The following is a 16,554-nucleotide window of genomic DNA, read 5'->3' on the forward strand; positions in this document are numbered from 1 at the left end:
CACGAATCCCCAATGCTCCTTGCCATTTAACTTGAGGGTGCTTGAACGCAGGGCTAACTGCTTGTTCATCATCGGTTCATGTCGAAAGACGTAGTCTCTAGCCGCGAAATACGAGGACTTTCATGCGCGCGAAGGTGATCTTGGTGGTTGCAAGCCTGCTTGTTGCTTTGCCTTTTGGGGAAGCGGCTGCCCAGACACGCGAGCTCAAGCAAGGTGAACTGCGCAAAGCGACCCTGACCGGGGACACCATTCGTTTGAAACGGGTTATCAAAGGTGTCGAAAAAGCCTATGGCGGCACCCCTGTCGATGCACGAGCGTTTCAGTCCGATCAGATTTACTATCGCATTCTTGTCAAAAAGCCTGATGGAAAAATTGTCAGTGTCATTGTGAATGCCCAGTCCGGTACAGTCGTTTCCAATCGATCCAGTGTTGGGCGTCAAATATCGAAAGCAGCCCGTTCGAACCCCGCCAACGCCAACAACAGCCGCGACACCAACAGCAATCGTGGAGCTTCTGCGAGCCGTGGAAACAAAGGCAACAGCGGTGGCAATGGCAATGCTGGTGGAAACGGCGGTGGCAACGGCGGCGGCAATGGCAACGGCGGCGGCAATGGCAACGGCGGCGGCAATGGAGGTGGAAATGGTGGTGGAAACGGCGGAGGTAATAGCGGTGGTAACGGCGGCGGCAACTCTGGCGGGAACGGCAAGGGCAACGGTAAAAAATAGGGCTTAAATCAAAGCCCTTGTGACTGTAGTTTTTGAATATGAGAGTACTTCTGGCCGAAGATGAACCGCAGCTATGCGAGCAGATTAAGAAACTTCTTAGCGCAGAAGGCCGCGTGGTAGATGTGGCCAAGAATGGTACTGACGCCCTGCACCTGGGTGCGACCGAACCTTACGACATGATCATCCTCGACATCGGGTTGCCGGAACGCGACGGTATTTCTGTCCTGCGCGAATGGCGCAGCGCGGGCGTCAAGACACCTGTGTTGATCCTCACCGCCCGCGATGGGTGGAGCGAGCGCGTGGATGGTCTTGATGCAGGTGCTGATGACTACATGACCAAGCCATTTCACATGCCCGAGCTGGCCGCTCGTGTACGGGCCATCTTGCGCCGACAAAGCGGTCAGTTGAACCCGGTTATCGAAATGGGGGACGTTATGCTCGATACGCGAAACGGTCGCGTCAGCGTGAGCGGCATTCCTGTTGATCTGACGGCGCAAGAGATCGCAGTTCTGACATACCTTGCCCACAACATGGGACGCATGGTGTCACGTACCGAGTTGTCAGAGCATATCTATGAATATGACGGTGACAGGGATTCGAACACCATTGCCGTCTTCATAACCCGGCTGCGAAAGAAACTGGGCTCTGACCTTATTACAACGGTCAGAGGACGCGGCTATATGATCGATACGGCCTGATGTTATCGCTGCGCCAACGCGCTTTGCTTGGCGGCCTTGCGACAGGCGCGCTTTCTGTCGGCGTCGGAACGTTGATTGTGTTTTCGTACATCAACACACGTGTTCTGGAACAATTCGACCAGACGCTACGTGACCGGCACACCCAACTCGTTGTCGGTTTGAGCGCAACGACGCATAACCCTGAGGCATTGCGCGAACTGATATTCGATCCAGCCTATGGAACGCCGTATTCAGGCAGATACTGGCAGGTTACCGATGGAAACGGGGCTACATTCACATCAGCCTCGCTCTTTGACGAGACAATTTCCGAACCTGTACGTGTGAGCGAAGAGGCAATCGTTTGGAACACCACAGGTCCGGACAGCGAAGCCGTTCGTAGCGCATATCAGAGAATCACATTCGAAGACGGAACTGAGTGGGGCGTAACGGTCGCCGAAAGCAGGCGAGAGCTGATAAGCGAACGCAGAGCCGCGCAAAACAACTTGCTACCGGTTTTTGGATTGGTTGGTTTGATTGGAGTTGCCGGTTCGTTGTTGTTGATGTCAGCAATTATTGGCCCACTCAAAAAACTGCGCGCAGATGTGGTGCATCGCTGGGACAAGGGAGATGACTTGATTCCGGAAGATTACCCAGAAGAGGTTTCGCCGCTTGTTGAGGACCTAAATAAATTGCTGCACAGGAATCGTGAAATTGTGTCTGGTTCTCGGCGACAAGCTGCGGATCTGGCACATGCGCTCAAAACACCGACGGCAATTCTCAGAAATGAACTGGCGACTTTGTCGGACGCGGGTGCAGATATCGAATCTGCAGATGACGCGTTAAATCGAATTGATGCTCAGCTAAAGCGCTCACTTGCGCGTATGCGTGCGTCGAACACCGCAGAACTTACGCATTCACGAACTGACCTTACCAATTCCGTCAACAGGTTATCCAGACTGTTTTCGGTCATGGCAGAACGCGAAGGAAAATCTCTGACGACAGATTGTGAGGATGGGATTCAGGTTCGAATGGATACTCAGGACATCGAAGAGGTGATGGGAAACCTCCTCGACAACGCGCTCAAGTGGTGTCGGACAACAATTCACATCGCCGCAAAGCGTGTAGACGGCGGCATTGAGATTTGCGTTGAGGATGACGGACAAGGTATTCCGAAGGATGCACGTGAGGGAGTAGTTCGATCCGGAGGTCGGTTGGATACCTCTGTCAGCGGCACAGGATTGGGTTTGGCAATCTGTGTTGATCTGATGAACGCTTACGGCGGCAAACTAAAACTGGAGAAATCAGCGGATCTTGGCGGCTTGGCCTGCCGAATACTTATATCAAGCTAAAGGTGGCCGCATCTGGTTAGAAATAGTCGTTGATCGCAAGCAATCAAAAGGCGGCTTTGTCCGTAGAGCAGACATTGAGTTGAGTTCAAACAACGACTGCTTCGTGCCCAATCTCCCAAATGCTGCGCCTCACCCCAAACGCACCGATGCGCCCAGAGCTGACATTGAGCCATAAACGAACGACCCAAACTTGCTTTCCAGTTACCTTTAGATACCCGGCTACGTAGCTCCTAAGAATGGAAATTCGGTGCAAACGCGAATTCGGAGCAGTATCGAACCGAAAAATTTGTGGACATTCGAGTTCTTGTTTGAGTGCCGTTTGCCAGAGTTCATTGTGCTCAAGTCTGACACTGGTAGGTGACTTGTCGGACGGCAGATCCAACGTAAGAGCTTTCACGTATTCTATCAAAAAGGAGATTACGTGCAGGTTGTATGGTTCAAACGCGATCTCCGGGTCGATGATCATGAGGCGCTGGCGCAGGCGTCTCGTATCGGTCAGGTTTTGCCGCTTTATGTGGTTGAGCCCGAGCTTTGGCAGCAACCCGATGCCGCGGCGCGACATTGGGACTTTGTTGCCGAAACACTTGCTGAATTGCGTGGAGATTTAGCGGACTTGGGCCAACTGCTCATCTTACGTATGGGTCGGGTGACACAGGTGCTGTCTGATTTGGCGACCAGCCGACTGATCGAAGCCCTTTGGTCACATGATGAAAAGGGAAATGATTGGACCTATTGGCGGGATCGTGAATTTAGCGCGTGGTGCAGGCAGATAGGTATTCCTTGGACCCAGGTTCGGAACCATGGTGTGTTTCTTCCGCTTAAATCCCGCGATGGCTGGGCGGCCCGTTGGACAGAGTTTATGGAGCGACTCGTGTCTTCGTCAACGCAACTTACCCCTTTAGACATAGAGCTCGGCCCCACGCCGATCCGGTGTGACCTTAACCTGGCGGATGATCCATGCGCCCACCGCCAATTTGGTGGCCGCCGTGCGGGACTTGATTCCTTGGATAGTTATCTGATCAGCCGCGGCAAACGATATCGGCGTGAAGTGTCGAGCCCTATTGAGGGCCCAGTCGCGTACTCGCGCATTTCGCCTTATCTTGCAGGGGTGCGTTTTCGATGCGTGAAGTGAAGCAAGCGACGGATCGACAGCGTCGTTCATTGCCTGCGAATGCCAGAAATTGGCGCAAATCTCTCCGATCATATTCCAGCCGGCTCCATTGGCATTGCCACTTTATTCAAAAGCTTGAGGACGAACCGCGGATGGAGTCGGAGAATTTAAATCCGCTCTACGATGGTCTTCGTCCTCGGGAGCCCCACGCGGATTTACGTTCCACATGGTCAAGGGGGGAAACGGGGTATCCGTTTTTTGATGCCTGCATGCGGTCATTTTCAGCGACTGGGTGGCTGAATTTTCGGATGCGGGCAATGGTGACGGCCACGGCTAGCTATCACCTCTGGCTTGATTGGTGGGCTCGGGGTTTGCATTTGACGCGGATGTTTTCGGATTACGAGCCGGGTATTCATTGTAGCCAAGTGCAGATGCAATCGGGAACCACGGGCATCAATACGGTGCGCACCTACAATCCAGTGAAACAGGGGTGCGATCAGGACCCGCATGAGCAGTTCATTCGAAAATGGGTGCCCGAATTGGCGGCGATCTCTGACCCGTACATCCATGAACCTTGGACGGCACCGAACGCAGGGCAGATCATAGGCTTTGCCTATCCTGCACGCGTCTTTGATCATATGGCGGCCGTCAAAGCCGCGCGCGAAAGGGTCTGGAGGGTCCGCAGAGGCGATGAATTCCGCGATGGATCCAAAAAGATCATGTCAAAACACACCAGCAGAAAATCCGGTAAAAGAACACTTAAACGCACAGGATCGACAGAGGATCTAGCACAGCTCAGTCTACCACGCGGAGACGCCGAATGAAGATGCGAAAAAAAGCGAATCTACCACAGAAAATCTGCTCAGTCTGTCAGCGTCCGTTTGTTTGGCGCAAGAAATGGGAAAAGGTCTGGGATGAGGTTAAGTACTGCTCAAATAAATGCAGATCCGCCGCATGACTGAACTGTTCCCGGAACTTATTACTTTACCCGAGACCGTCGATTTCAGCCCGACGCGCGCGGGTGGCCTTAAACGGCTAGAGAAATTCGTGACGCGTGCTGGACAGGACTATGCTCGCACGCGGAGCTACGATTTTGGGACCGAGCGGCGCAACAATGTATCAGTCTTGTCACCATGGCTCCGCCATCGCTTGTTGACCGAAGAGGAGGTGCTTACACGGGTATTGGCGTCGCACAGTCCCGACACTGCTGAGAAGTTTGTACAAGAAGTTTTTTGGCGGGCTTACTTCAAAGGTTGGCTGGAACAAAGACCAAGCGTCTGGTCACACTATCAACGCGACCTGATGGACGCGCTTAACTCACTTGATAACGACACGTCATTGGCAAGCCGCCATACTGATGCAGTGTCAGGCAATACCGGCATAGACTGCTTTGATCATTGGGCAAAAGAACTCGTGGGCACCGGTTATCTGCATAACCATGCGCTGATTTGGTTTGCCTCAATCTGGATATTCACCTTGCGTCTGCCTTGGCAGTTGGGCGCTGACTTGTTTTTGCGACATCTGATTGATGGTGATCCGGCGTCGAACACATTGAGCTGGCGATGGGTCGCGGGCTTGCACACGAAAGGCAAGACCTACCTCGCCCGACCTGACAACATCGCCAAATATACCGAAGGCCGATTTCGCCCCACTGGATTGGCCAAGTTCGCAGAACCGCTGACCGAACCGGTAGAACACCCACGTGTTTCTTTTCCAATCCTTCAAATGCAGCCGAAAGAGCCATTTCTATTGCTAGTAAGCGAGGATGACATGACCGGTGCATCCATCATGCCCGTACCGCCCGTTGCAGTGGTAGGACTTTTGGCAACCCACGGTCGCTCCCCTAATCCGGTTGGATTTATCCCGGTGAATTTTGCAAAAGAAGCAATGAACAGCGTTTTGTCAGACCATGAAGTGCGTGCGCAATCTGCCGATGATTGGAGTCTGCCAATAATTGAAGCTGCGCAAAGTGCAGGAGTAAGAAGAATTGCGACTGCTTATGCGCCAATAGGTCCGGTACGGTCCAGGTTAGATCGTGCTGAGCCTATTTTGCGTGAAGCAGGCCTGACGCTGGAACGGTTAATTCGCCCTTATGACGCTGTCTCATGGCCCCACGCGAAGGCGGGATTTTTCGGACTAAAGAAAAAGATACCGAACGTTCTGAGCCAGTTGAATTTTATCGCTGTAACGAAGTGAGATCTCAGTTTGTCAACCGCTGCCCTGCTGCTCCCTAACCAACTGTTTGCCCAACATCCCAGTCTGACTCCCCAGCCGGACAAAGTGGTGCTCTTTGAAGACCCTCTATTCTTTGGCGACCCGATCTATCCCGCCAACATGCACAAGCAAAAGCTTTGGCTGCACCGGTCATCGATGGCCCGATATCGCGACGATCTGATTAGGCAGGGTTTCGACGCGACGATCTGGCCCTATGAACGGGAGGCGGGTTCGTGTTTGCGGTTATTTCAGAACCTGCAAGAACTCGGCGTCGATCAAGTGAACATGGTCGATCCTGTCGATTTTATCGCCGAAAAACGCCTAAGTGCGGCGGCGGGTATTACAAACATCACAATCAACTTACAGCCGTCCCCAGGCTTCTTGAACACACAAGACTATAACCTGGCTTGGTCGACCGGCAGAAAGCGCTGGTTCATGGCGGAGTTCTACAAAAGCCAACGCCGCCGTTTGAACGTGCTGATGAATGGCGATCAACCGGTGGGCGGGCAGTGGAGCTATGACGAAGACAATCGAAAGAAAGTCCCCAAAGCGCTGCTCAAAAGCCTGCCTTGGATTGATTGGCCGACCCATGATGCAATTGATCAAACGGCAAAAGACAGCGTTCTTGCCGAGTTTCCGGACGCTCTGGGGACACTGGATCGTCTTTATTACCCAACATTCCACAAAGAAGCGGCCAACTGGCTAAATCAGTTTTTGGAACGGCGCTTTGATCGGTTTGGCGATTATGAGGATGCCATTGTCGAAGGCGAAAGCTGGCTTTGGCACGCTGTCCTGACGCCCGCATTGAACATTGGACTTTTGACGCCGAAACAAGTCTTGAATACCACGCTCGCCCATGCCTATCGCAGAAATGTTCCGCTGAATTCGGTGGAAGGGTTCATCCGCCAGATCATCGGATGGCGTGAATTTATGCGGGCGACCTATGATGACCTAGGCGTAAAGATGCGGACCACAAATCACTGGAACCATCGCCGCACTATGCCAGTCGCATTCTACGACGCCAGCACAGGGATCGATCCGCTGGACGACACGATCCGCAGGGTGCTTAAAACCGGGTATTGCCACCACATCGAGCGGCTTATGGTTCTGGGTGGCTTCATGTTCCTTTGCGAGATCGATCCTGACGATGTTTACCGCTGGTTCATGGAGATGTTCGTGGACAGCTATGATTGGGTCATGGTTCCCAACGCCTATGCCATGAGCCAGCACGCTGACGGCGGGCTGATCACAACGAAGCCCTATTTTTCCGGCTCAAACTACATCCGCAAAATGAGCCATTGGGGCAAAGGGCCGTGGGCCGACATATGGGACGGTCTGTATTGGCGCTTCATCCTGAAACACGCGGGCACGCTTGCCAGCAATCCAAGATGGGCAATGATGTGCCGCACGGCTGAGCGCATGTCCTCGGATGTCAAAGACAAGCACGTCACGACCGCCGAAGCCTTTCTGCAGCGGATAACCTGAACATGATCTACCTGGGGCACCATGGACGAGATCGTGATCACATCCAAAGATCAGCTTTGGCACTGGTTGGCAAAGAACAATGCCCAAAACGAAAGCGCCCGATTGATCACCTGGAAAGCAGCACATCCCGATAAATATATCAGCTGCGAAGAGGTATCGGGTGCGCTGGTTGTACATGGGCGGATCGATGGCCGAAGGCTCAAAGTCGACGAAAAAAGGAGGGCACAACTCATCAGCCCGCGCTGGCAGCAAGCTTGGTCCAAAAGCTACAAAGATCGTGCCGCGCGTCTCAGTCATTAAGGCATCATGCACCTATCAGGTGAACCACTGTCATCGGCTGTTCGGATATGCTTGGGCCTTACTTATGGCGGGAACGGCGTTTACCGCAGTTTTCATGCATCAGACACGGTTATGGGGGAGCTACTCTCCCATCCACCTGTTGATTCCGGTTACACTTGTTAGCCTTTTTCTGGCGAGCAAGGCGGCACGTCAGGGAGACATCAACCGTCACAAGGTGCTTATGATATCCCTATTTGCTTTGGCGCTTGTGGTAACTGGCTTGTTCACGCTGTTACCTGGCCGCGTCATGAACACTACACTTTTTGGTGCTGTTCATACCTGAATCGCCGCATCGCCTAGCGCCTGATCAAGACTCGTTGTGACTTGATCCACATCCTCCATAGACAGGCAAAGCGGGGGCACCATGCGTAGGCATTGCTGGAACGGACCGGATTTCGATAAGATAATTCCTTGTGCGCGGCAAGCCTCGAAGACCTCGGACGTCATCGTCTTGTCAGGTGTTTTGCTGTCGCGGTCGATCACGAATTCCAGTGCCAGCATCAGACCGTGGCCTCGAACATCTCCGATGGCCTTATGCTTGGCTTTCAGATCGTTCAGGCGCTCCAACAGCTTTGCACCAACGGTCTTTGCGTTCTCTTGCAAACCCTCATCGCGCATTACCGCAAGGACGGCACGCGCGGCGGCAGCAGAGGTCGGGTTCGCTCCATAGGTGTGGAACATGAACTTCTCGGCCATTGGCTCTGCGATATGTTTCTTGGCCACAACGGCGCCGATAGGAAAGCCATTGCCCAAACCTTTAGCCATAACAATTATATCGGGAACCACGCCGTCCGCCTCAAACCCCCAGAAGTGATCGCCAGTGCGGCCGAAACCGGATTGAACCTCATCCGCGATATAGAGCCCACCTGCTGCGCGTACTCGTTCCGCCGCCCCCGACATGTATCCCGGCGGCATCTGGTGGATACCGCCATAACCTTGCACACTCTCAACCAAAATCCCGGCCACCTGGCCGGATGTAGCGGCATTGATCGTGTGTGTGATCTCATCAAGATAAGGCGCAGTGCCGGGGCCAAAAATGCCGCGATACTGGTTCGGATCAGCGACAAAGGCCACGTTGCCGGGCATGCCCGGGTGCCGCCACCCAGAAATACCCGTGACTGATTGCGCTGCAGCGGTCGGTCCATGATAGGCGGTCCTCAAAGCGAGCAAATCAAGATTGCCGGTGAAGGTCCGCGCCATCGTCATGGCCAGGTCGATGGCCTCAGACCCCGAATTGGTAAGATGCACCACCCAGTCATGACCTTTTGGCATTGTGGCAGCAAGTTCCTCTGCCAAATGCGCAGGCGTCGGGTGATAGAACATGGTCGTACAATGGGTGAGTTCTTGCGCCTGTTCCATCGCTGCGGCGACGACCCGGGGATGCGAATGGCCGACAGAGATGCAGACGTTCATTCCCAGAAGGTCCGTGTATTTCCGCCCGTCCGTATCCCACAAATACTGACCTTGCCCCTTCTGAAATACGATTGGTTCCCGGAACGGTGTGAAACGGGTCAGTGAGGCTGCATAGAACCGATCACGCCGCGCGGCGGTGCTGTCAAAGTTCCAATCGGTATGCAGGGGATGTTCGATCATTTGGCGGCTCCAGCTTTCAAACGGGTATTGTCAGGGTCATATGGAGGACGCGGCAGAATGGTTGCCCGCCTGTGCTGCCCTAGGATGGAAACGGTCAAGTTTTCGCGTGCAGTTGGGTCGCGCAGGTACGCCAGTGCGAGCACTTTGCCGGTGCGATGGCCATAAGCACCGGAGGTGATGATCCCAACCGGGTGCTCCCGATGCCAAATCGTGTGGGCATAGAACGGATCGACTTCGCCTGCCTCAATCTCCAGCAGAACCATGTCCCATTCTTGACGCAGGGTGTTGCGCAAGTCTTTGCGGACAAAGGGTGTAAGGCCGGCGTCTAGCGGGCTGCGTTCCGTTGTCAGGTCGCTTCCCCAAGCGCGATAGCCCTTTTCCAGCCGCATCGAGTTGGCGGCATAGGCGCCATAAAAGCCAAGGCCATGGGGTTGGGCGGTCTCTTCCAGTTTGGTGAAAAGCGCAACGGCCTGATTGCGCGTAACATGCAGCTCCCACCCGCATTCCCCAAGGTAGGACACGCGCAGGGCTCGCACGGGGATACCAGCGATCTCGGTTGCCTGCGCGGTGAGCCACGGCATGCTGGTGAGTTGGGGCAACACATCGGGTGATTTCGGGCCCATGACACCGATCACGGCCAGATCTTCGCAGCGGTTGGTAACGGTGACCTCGAACGCCGCCGCTGCCTTGATCAACTGATCCAAGTCGATTTCCTCGGCCGCAGCCGCGCAGGTCAGGTAGGCATGATCCTCGGCCAATCTGGTGACGGTGAGCTCCGACAATACCCCGCCTGCTGGTGTTAGCACATGGGTCAGGCCGATGCGCCCCGGTTCTGGCGCGCGGTTGGATCCGAGCGCCTCAAGGAACGCCGCCACATCCGGCCCGGTGACATCGAATTTCGAGAACACCGAAAGATCGGCCATCGCAACGCGGTTGGAGGCGGCATCGACCTCGGCGGCCACTGCATCGAACCAATTGGCGCGGCGGAAGGTTTCAATCGCCTCTGCGCCGGGTGTATCGGTGAACCAGTTTGGCCGTTCCCAGCCATGGGCCGCTCCCATGACCGCACCCCGTTCGACCATCAGCTCATGCAATTGAGACAGACGCAGGCCACGACCTGCGGGTCGTTCCTCGTGGGGATAGTGGACACCAAATTGTAAGCCGAAACACTCAATGGCTTTGGCCACGCGATAGTCGCGATCTGCCCAGGACCCGAAGCGGCGACTATCCACTGCCAGCGCATCCATAGGCGGCGCGCCATGGGTCATCCAATGCGCGAGGAACCAGCCCGCGCCGCCGCCCTCCATCACACCCATGGACGAGCCGGTCAGCAACCACGCGTTTTGCAACCCATGCGCCGGACCAATCAGCGGGTTGGCGTCGGGGGTAAAGGTGATGGGGCCGTTGATGACCGATTTGATGCCCCCAGTTTCCAGCGCTGGAATGCGTGCCATGGCCGCCTCGATGATATCTTCGACCCGGTCTAGGTCAGGCGGCATCAAGTCCGCACCAAATTCGGGCGGGACGCCATCCACGGACCAGACCTGTGCCTCTTTTTCGTAAGGTCCAAGGATCAGCCCATCGCGTTCTTGCCGGACATACCAGCTTTCTTCGGGGTCGCGGATGATCGGCAGTTCAGGCAGCCCCTGAGTAATCCGGTCTTCCACGACCTGTACAGTATCGGTTACCAGATATTGGTGTAGCACCGGGACAGAGGGGATGTTCAGCCCCATCATTTGGCCGATTTCCCATCCCCAAGTGCCAGCCGCGTTGACTACATGTACCGCCTCAACCGTGCCTTTGGGCGTGTCGAGCAACCAATGGTCGCCATCGCGCCGGATCGCGGTTACTGGGCAGTTGCGCCAGATCTGCGCGCCGCCCTGGCGCGCCACCTCGGCCATGGCGTTGGTGGCAAGCGTGGGATCGACGTGGCCGTCATCGGGTTCATAGATTCCGCCCAACAGACCGTCGAGTCTTGCCAGCGGATGCAACTCGGCGATGCGTTCGGGTGTCAGGACTTCCAGCGGATAGCCCGTGAAATCCGACAGGCCTGCGACATGGCGAAACTCATCCATCCGGTCCGGGTTGCGCGTGATCCGCATTGCGCCAGTGGTGTGAAACCCGCAGTCACGGCCCGTCTCCTGTGGCAGAATATCCCGATAGAGTCGCACGGACTTGGCACGCAGTTCCTGAATCGTCGGATTGTGCGCGAAATGGGTACACAGGCCCGCTGCATGCCAGGTTGAGCCATGGGTGAGGTCGTTCTTCTCCACCAGCAGCACATCCGTCCAACCCACTTTGACCAGATGATACATCAGCGAGACGCCCATCGCGCCGCCGCCGATGATGACAACCTGTGCCTTGGTCACGGTGCTCATTGTCCACGCATCCTTTCATTTTTCGGGTCAAAGGGCGGGCGCTGCAACGGGGTGGCAGCATAGTCTTTGCCAGCGACCTTTACCGTGAAACTACGTGCGCAAGTTTGAGCTTTCGCCTCACTTGGGTCGGTGGACACAAGAGCAAAGCAAAGGTTCAGCCCGGTGCGAGGTCCACGCGCGCCGAAGGTTGTGAACCCGACATGTCGACCCTCTTCAAAGATGGGTTCATCGTGCAGCATCAACGCCGAACCTTCGATTTGCATCAGGACAAGACGTTTGCGGGTGCCCTGTTCCTTTTGTTCCTGCAAAGCTGCCTTGCCGGTGAAGTCCTTATTCCAGTCGATGGTAAAGCCAAGCCCCGCTTCCAAAGGTGTGACGGTCGGATCAATGTCATGGCCCCAGTGTTTGAAACCCTTTTCGATCCGGCAGCCATCAAGCGCATAGTGCCCAAGCGGCGCAGCGCCCGCAGCGATGAGCGCGTCGAAAACGCGCACTGCGACAGCATTGGGAAGGGTTAATTCCCAGCCGTATTCACCGACAAAGCTTACGCGGGTGGCGCGCGCACTTTGGCCTTCGACCTTAAATTCGCACACCTGACCCATTGGCGCATTTGCCCATGCGACCCCGGCATCCAGTTTCTGCAGCACCGGGCCACTGCCTGCGCCCATGACACCAAGTGTGCAAAACTCCTCGGTCACATCCGTTAGCGTCACGCCATCGGCCAGATTGCGTCGCAGGAACGCAAAGTCACGAGCACGGGTCGCGGCACCCGATGTGATATGGAAACGGCTGTCGGCGAGACGAGAGACGGTGATATCCATCTCGATCCCGCCACGGTCGTTCAGGATTTGGGTGTAAACTGCTTTGCCGATAGCGACGTCCATCTGCGCGGTACAAAGCTGGTTCAGCGCGTCAAGAACACGCGGCCCCGTGACGTCTATCTTGGTAAAGGGGCTGAGGTCGATCAGGGCCGTGCCCTTGGCCATAGACGCAGCTTCGTTTTGGGTAATCGGCCACCATCCTTGAGCGCCAATAGAATACGCCTGCGCCTCGCCATACCAAAGCCCTCGCTCCCACCCGGCGGTTTGTCCAAACTGCGCCCCAAAGGCAGCCCATCGATCATGCAGTGCGGACTTACGCATCCCGCGCCCGGCCTTGGGCTGTTTGTAAGGCCAATGCAGGTTGAAGAGGTCCGCGACGGCCTCTTCCATCCGTGCTTCCAAATGCGCGGGCGTTGCCGTAAGTGGGTCGACCCGGGCGACATCCACCTCCCACATGTTCATTGGCGGTTGGCCATCGACCATCCAATCGGCCAAGGCGCGTCCGATCCCGGCCGAGGACATAACGCCCACCGAGTTCATGCCTGCGCCGACAAACAGACGATCAACGTCAGTTTCCCCGACTAGTGGGCGTGTGTCGGCGGTAAAGCTCTCGGGGCCGTTCATGAAATGCTGCACGCCTAAGTGCTCCAACGCGGGGCAAAGCTCCAAAGCCGCTTCCATAAAAGGGGCAAACTGATCCCAGTCTTCTGCCATCTCAAGGAAAGGTCGGTTGCCTTCTGGCCCGTATGGGTTCCAGCATTTGGCATTGGGTTCAAATCCGCCAATCACCAATTTTCCGGCATCGCCCTTGATATAGATGCCTCGATCCAGATCGCGGATCACTGGGAAAGGGTCGGGCAGATCGGGGAAGGGTTCGGTCACAACGTACATATGCTCAACCGCTTGGAGCGGTAGCGCGACCCCGGCAGTCGCAGCCAGCTCTCGCGACCAGGCTCCTGTCGCGATGACCACCTGGTCCGCTTCCATAGTGGTGCCGTCAGCAAGTGCCACGCCCTTTGCTTTCCTGTTTTCGGTGATCAGTCTTTCGACCTCGACGCCTTCACGGATCGTTACACCGAGGGTCTTGGCGGCACGAGCATAGGCCATACATAGGTCGACCGGGTTCACATTGGCGTCTTCCGGCACATGCAATGCGCCGACATGTTTTGAAAGATCGAGCGCGGGCAGCGGAACATCGCGCGCAGCGATCACCGCTGGCGTTAACCCTTGCGTCGCGCCGAGGTCAGCAATCCGGTGAAATTCGTCCATGCGCGCCGGTTCGCGCGCCAGCCAATAACCCCCGGTGCGTCGATATCCGGTGGACATGCCTGTCTCTTGCTCCAGCGCCGGAAAGACCTCAAGCGCGGCAGAGGCAAGTACCGTCATATTGGGCGTCGCGCGCAAAGGGCCAACAATCCCCGCCGCATGCCAGGAGGTGCCCGACGTCAACTGGTTGCGCTCCAGCAACGTGACATCATCTGCGCCGCGTTTCCCAAGATGATAGGCTACGCTAAGGCCAATTGCGCCGCCGCCAATGATCAAAATGCGGCTCATGCAAACCCCTGTTGACGCAAGCTTTTCAGCACCACTAGGCTAACCACATGACTATACATGCTTTGTGGTGCCACCCACGCTCGGTTTCGACGGCGTTTGAACGGATCATGCGCGAGCGTGGTGATCTGTCGGTCCTGCACGAACCGTTCATGTACCACCACTACCTTACGACCAAGGATCGGCTTTTCCCGGGTTTCACTCCGGAACCGGGACATCCGGTGACCTACGATGAAATCCGCGCCATGATCCGCAAGACCGCGCAGGGTGGTCTGGTTTTCTTCAAGGACATGGCGTACTACGTCGCCGACAGACTGCCCCGCGATGCAGGGTTTGCGGGCGAAATGACCCACGCCTTTTTGGTGCGCAATCCCATCGAAGCCGCGCTTTCCTACGCAAAGCGCGATCCTGAGTTTACGCAGTTGGAGTTGGGGCATGAGGCGCAATGCAGGCTTTATAGCGCGTTGACCGAGTTGGGCCATAGCCCGTTGGTGATTACTGCAGATCAGTTGCGCAATGATCCGCAGACCACGTTGCGCCGCTACTGGGCACATGTGGGGCTTACGTTTCTGGATCATGCGTTCACGTGGAACGATGCTGTGCCGGATGGATGGGGTTCGGTTCAAAGTTGGCATACCGAAGTGCTGCAAAGCGGGGCGATCAAGGCGCCTGAAGCGGTCGACTTCCAAGCAGAGCTTCACCAGCTCGGAGAACCCTATACCGACATAGCTGCGCATCACGTACCGTTCTACGAGCGGATGTGTGAGATTGCTGAAAGCCAGGCCCATCAGAAGTATTCCTGATCTGGTTTTTCGGCTTTGCGGGCGGCGATGTAGTCCTTGAGAGCTGCATCAACGTCTCGGTCGAGGCCGGGGTCCTCATACCCTGCTAGTCGTTCCTTCCAAATGACGTTGGCCCGCACGGCCGCATCCTGTTCACCTGCCGCGTGCCATTGCTCGAACGAGTTATCGTCGGGTGTCCACGGGCGAAAGAGCGCAGTCATGAAGTTGGCTTGCGTATGTTCAGACCCAAGGAAATGTTGCCCCGGCCCTGTTGTGGCAATAGCCTCCATCGCCTGAGCATTTTCGCTCATATCGATCCCGTCAAAAAAGCGACCGATCTTGCCGCACAGATCATGATCAATCACGGTTTTTTCGAATGAGGTCACCAACCCCCCTTCGAGCCAGCCGGTCGCATGGTTGATCAAGTTGGCACCGGCAAACATCGACATCATCAGACCCCACGCGGCCTCTTGCTGGCTTTGTGCATCGGACAGTTTGGACGAACTTAGTGTGCCAACAGTGTGCAGGGGCACCCCGAGCCTGCGCGCAAGTTGCCCCGCGGCGAGAACCATCAACCCGGCCTCAGGTGTGCCAAAAGTTGGCGCGCCGGATTTCATCGACATGGTCGAGGCGAAGCTGCCCATCAGACAAGGCGTGCCGGGGTTCACCAGTTGGGTTAACGTCATTGTCGCCATGGATTCGGCCAGCACTTGCGCAAGCGTGCCGGCCACGGTCGCGGGTGACATCGCCCCAGTCAGCACCCAGGGCGTGCAGGCGACGGGCTGGCCCGCGCGGGCATAGGTTTTCAGCGCGCCAGACATATGGCTGTCCATCACCAAAGGCGCATTGGTGTTAGACACGCAGTATAACGCGGGCTTCTCTGAGATGTCGCCAAAAACAATGCGCGCCATGTCAATTGCATGACCTGCCCGTTCAGCGCCGATAAAGGCCCCCATAAACGCGCGGTCAGAGTGGCGGATATGAGCGTAGAGCATATCCAGATGGCGCTTGTTGGCGGGCAGATCAACAGGTTCACAAACCACACCGCCCGAATGATGCAGCCATGGCAGCGTGTGGTGTAGCTTTACCAGATTGTTGAAGTCTTCATGGCTCGCATAACGCCGGCCGCGATCCAGATCATGCACAAAAGGCGGACCCCAGGACGGGCACAAAACCGTCGCATCGCCGCCAAGCTGGACAGTGTTTTTGGGGTTGCGGGCATGCTGTATGAACTGGCTTGGCGCGGTCGCCATGATGGTCCGGCGGCAAAAGCCGGGCGCGAACCGTACCCGTGTGCCGTCTACATCGCACCCTGCATCCGCAAAAATCAGGAGGATCTCAGGATCGTCTTGAAATTCCATACCCGTCTCAGAAAGGATGGTGTCGGCATTTGCCTCAATCTGCTCAAGCCCGGCATCGCTGAGGACACCGAAGGTTGAAAGCTTGCGCAAAATGTATGGCGCACGCGCGTCGTTCGGTGAGCGTTGCTTTGCCGTTTTTTTGCGGCGAGAGGTGCGTATGCGAGACAT

At 56.1% G+C, this 16,554-nt stretch carries 16 protein-coding genes; 11 read left to right on the forward strand and 5 right to left on the reverse strand.

Features of this window, described 5'->3' with window-relative positions; all coding sequences use genetic code 11:
• The first annotated feature begins 122 nt into the window (after positions 1-122).
• From ACR0BT_RS14590 to ACR0BT_RS14600, 3 genes are all read left to right on the forward strand, one after another.
• Positions 123-725, forward strand: coding sequence for a PepSY domain-containing protein (locus ACR0BT_RS14590; RefSeq protein WP_480454317.1), 603 nt, complete (start codon positions 123-125; stop codon positions 723-725).
• Between the two features lie 38 nt (positions 726-763).
• Positions 764-1,423, forward strand: a complete 660-nt coding sequence (locus tag ACR0BT_RS14595) for a response regulator transcription factor (protein ID WP_170424792.1) — start codon at positions 764-766, stop codon at positions 1,421-1,423.
• Positions 1,424-1,743: 320 nt separating this feature from the next.
• On the forward strand, positions 1,744-2,751 hold the full coding sequence (locus ACR0BT_RS14600) for an ATP-binding protein (protein ID WP_480763471.1): 1,008 nt from the start codon (positions 1,744-1,746) through the stop codon (positions 2,749-2,751).
• Between the two features lie 85 nt (positions 2,752-2,836).
• Here ACR0BT_RS14600 and ACR0BT_RS14605 read toward each other — a convergent pair whose 3' ends face one another.
• A complete protein-coding gene (locus ACR0BT_RS14605) occupies positions 2,837-3,313 on the reverse strand; it encodes a hypothetical protein (protein ID WP_480763492.1) in 477 nt (158 codons plus the stop codon).
• Here ACR0BT_RS14605 and ACR0BT_RS14610 point away from each other — a divergent pair.
• From ACR0BT_RS14610 to ACR0BT_RS14640, 7 genes are all read left to right on the forward strand, one after another.
• Positions 3,224-3,883 carry a deoxyribodipyrimidine photo-lyase gene (locus tag ACR0BT_RS14610; protein WP_480763490.1) on the forward strand — a complete coding sequence of 220 codons (660 nt, stop codon included), beginning with the start codon at positions 3,224-3,226 and terminating at the stop codon, positions 3,881-3,883. The two genes, ACR0BT_RS14605 and ACR0BT_RS14610, sit on opposite strands and share 90 nt — an antisense overlap.
• A 131-nt stretch (positions 3,884-4,014) precedes the next feature.
• Positions 4,015-4,686, forward strand: a complete 672-nt coding sequence (locus ACR0BT_RS14615) for an FAD-binding domain-containing protein (protein ID WP_480763491.1) — start codon at positions 4,015-4,017, stop codon at positions 4,684-4,686.
• The gene (locus tag ACR0BT_RS14620; protein ID WP_223117596.1) at positions 4,683-4,820 is read left to right on the forward strand and encodes a DUF2256 domain-containing protein; all 138 of its coding nucleotides are present in this window, start codon (positions 4,683-4,685) and stop codon (positions 4,818-4,820) included. The genes ACR0BT_RS14615 and ACR0BT_RS14620 overlap by 4 nt, the downstream gene beginning before the upstream one ends.
• Entirely contained in the window at positions 4,817-6,058 is a 1,242-nt protein-coding gene (locus ACR0BT_RS14625; protein WP_480763472.1) for an FAD-binding domain-containing protein, read from the forward strand. Before ACR0BT_RS14620 ends, ACR0BT_RS14625 begins: the two co-directional genes overlap by 4 nt.
• 9 nt (positions 6,059-6,067) lie before the next feature.
• Positions 6,068-7,561 carry a cryptochrome/photolyase family protein gene (locus ACR0BT_RS14630; protein WP_223117597.1) on the forward strand — a complete coding sequence of 498 codons (1,494 nt, stop codon included), beginning with the start codon at positions 6,068-6,070 and terminating at the stop codon, positions 7,559-7,561.
• A gap of 21 nt (positions 7,562-7,582) precedes the next feature.
• Complete coding sequence (locus tag ACR0BT_RS14635; protein WP_480459925.1) at positions 7,583-7,861, forward strand: YdeI/OmpD-associated family protein; 279 nt, start codon at positions 7,583-7,585, stop codon at positions 7,859-7,861.
• Positions 7,749-8,183 (forward strand): DUF2306 domain-containing protein, encoded by a 435-nt coding sequence (locus tag ACR0BT_RS14640; protein WP_480615524.1) that lies wholly within the window; start codon positions 7,749-7,751, stop codon positions 8,181-8,183. The genes ACR0BT_RS14635 and ACR0BT_RS14640 overlap by 113 nt, the downstream gene beginning before the upstream one ends.
• On the opposite strand, the gene ACR0BT_RS14645 is transcribed toward ACR0BT_RS14640, so the two are convergent.
• From ACR0BT_RS14645 to ACR0BT_RS14655, 3 genes are read right to left on the reverse strand one after another with little or no spacing between them, the layout of a single operon-like run.
• Entirely contained in the window at positions 8,174-9,493 is a 1,320-nt protein-coding gene (locus tag ACR0BT_RS14645; RefSeq protein ID WP_480763473.1) for an aspartate aminotransferase family protein, read from the reverse strand. The two genes, ACR0BT_RS14640 and ACR0BT_RS14645, sit on opposite strands and share 10 nt — an antisense overlap.
• A complete protein-coding gene (locus ACR0BT_RS14650; protein WP_480763474.1) occupies positions 9,490-11,871 on the reverse strand; it encodes a GcvT family protein in 2,382 nt (793 codons plus the stop codon). Before ACR0BT_RS14650 ends, ACR0BT_RS14645 begins: the two co-directional genes overlap by 4 nt.
• The gene (locus tag ACR0BT_RS14655) at positions 11,868-14,246 is read right to left on the reverse strand and encodes a GcvT family protein (protein ID WP_480763475.1); all 2,379 of its coding nucleotides are present in this window, start codon (positions 14,244-14,246) and stop codon (positions 11,868-11,870) included. The genes ACR0BT_RS14650 and ACR0BT_RS14655 overlap by 4 nt, the downstream gene beginning before the upstream one ends.
• A 47-nt stretch (positions 14,247-14,293) precedes the next feature.
• Between ACR0BT_RS14655 and ACR0BT_RS14660 the strand changes: the two genes are divergently transcribed.
• Positions 14,294-15,046: a sulfotransferase-like domain-containing protein gene (locus ACR0BT_RS14660; RefSeq protein WP_170396015.1), complete on the forward strand. Its 753-nt coding sequence runs from the start codon at positions 14,294-14,296 to the stop codon at positions 15,044-15,046.
• Here ACR0BT_RS14660 and ACR0BT_RS14665 read toward each other — a convergent pair.
• Positions 15,031-16,554 (reverse strand): trimethylamine methyltransferase family protein, encoded by a 1,524-nt coding sequence (locus ACR0BT_RS14665; protein WP_480763476.1) that lies wholly within the window; start codon positions 16,552-16,554, stop codon positions 15,031-15,033. The two genes, ACR0BT_RS14660 and ACR0BT_RS14665, sit on opposite strands and share 16 nt — an antisense overlap.

This window comes from Ruegeria sp. CJ6 (assembly GCF_056536665.1).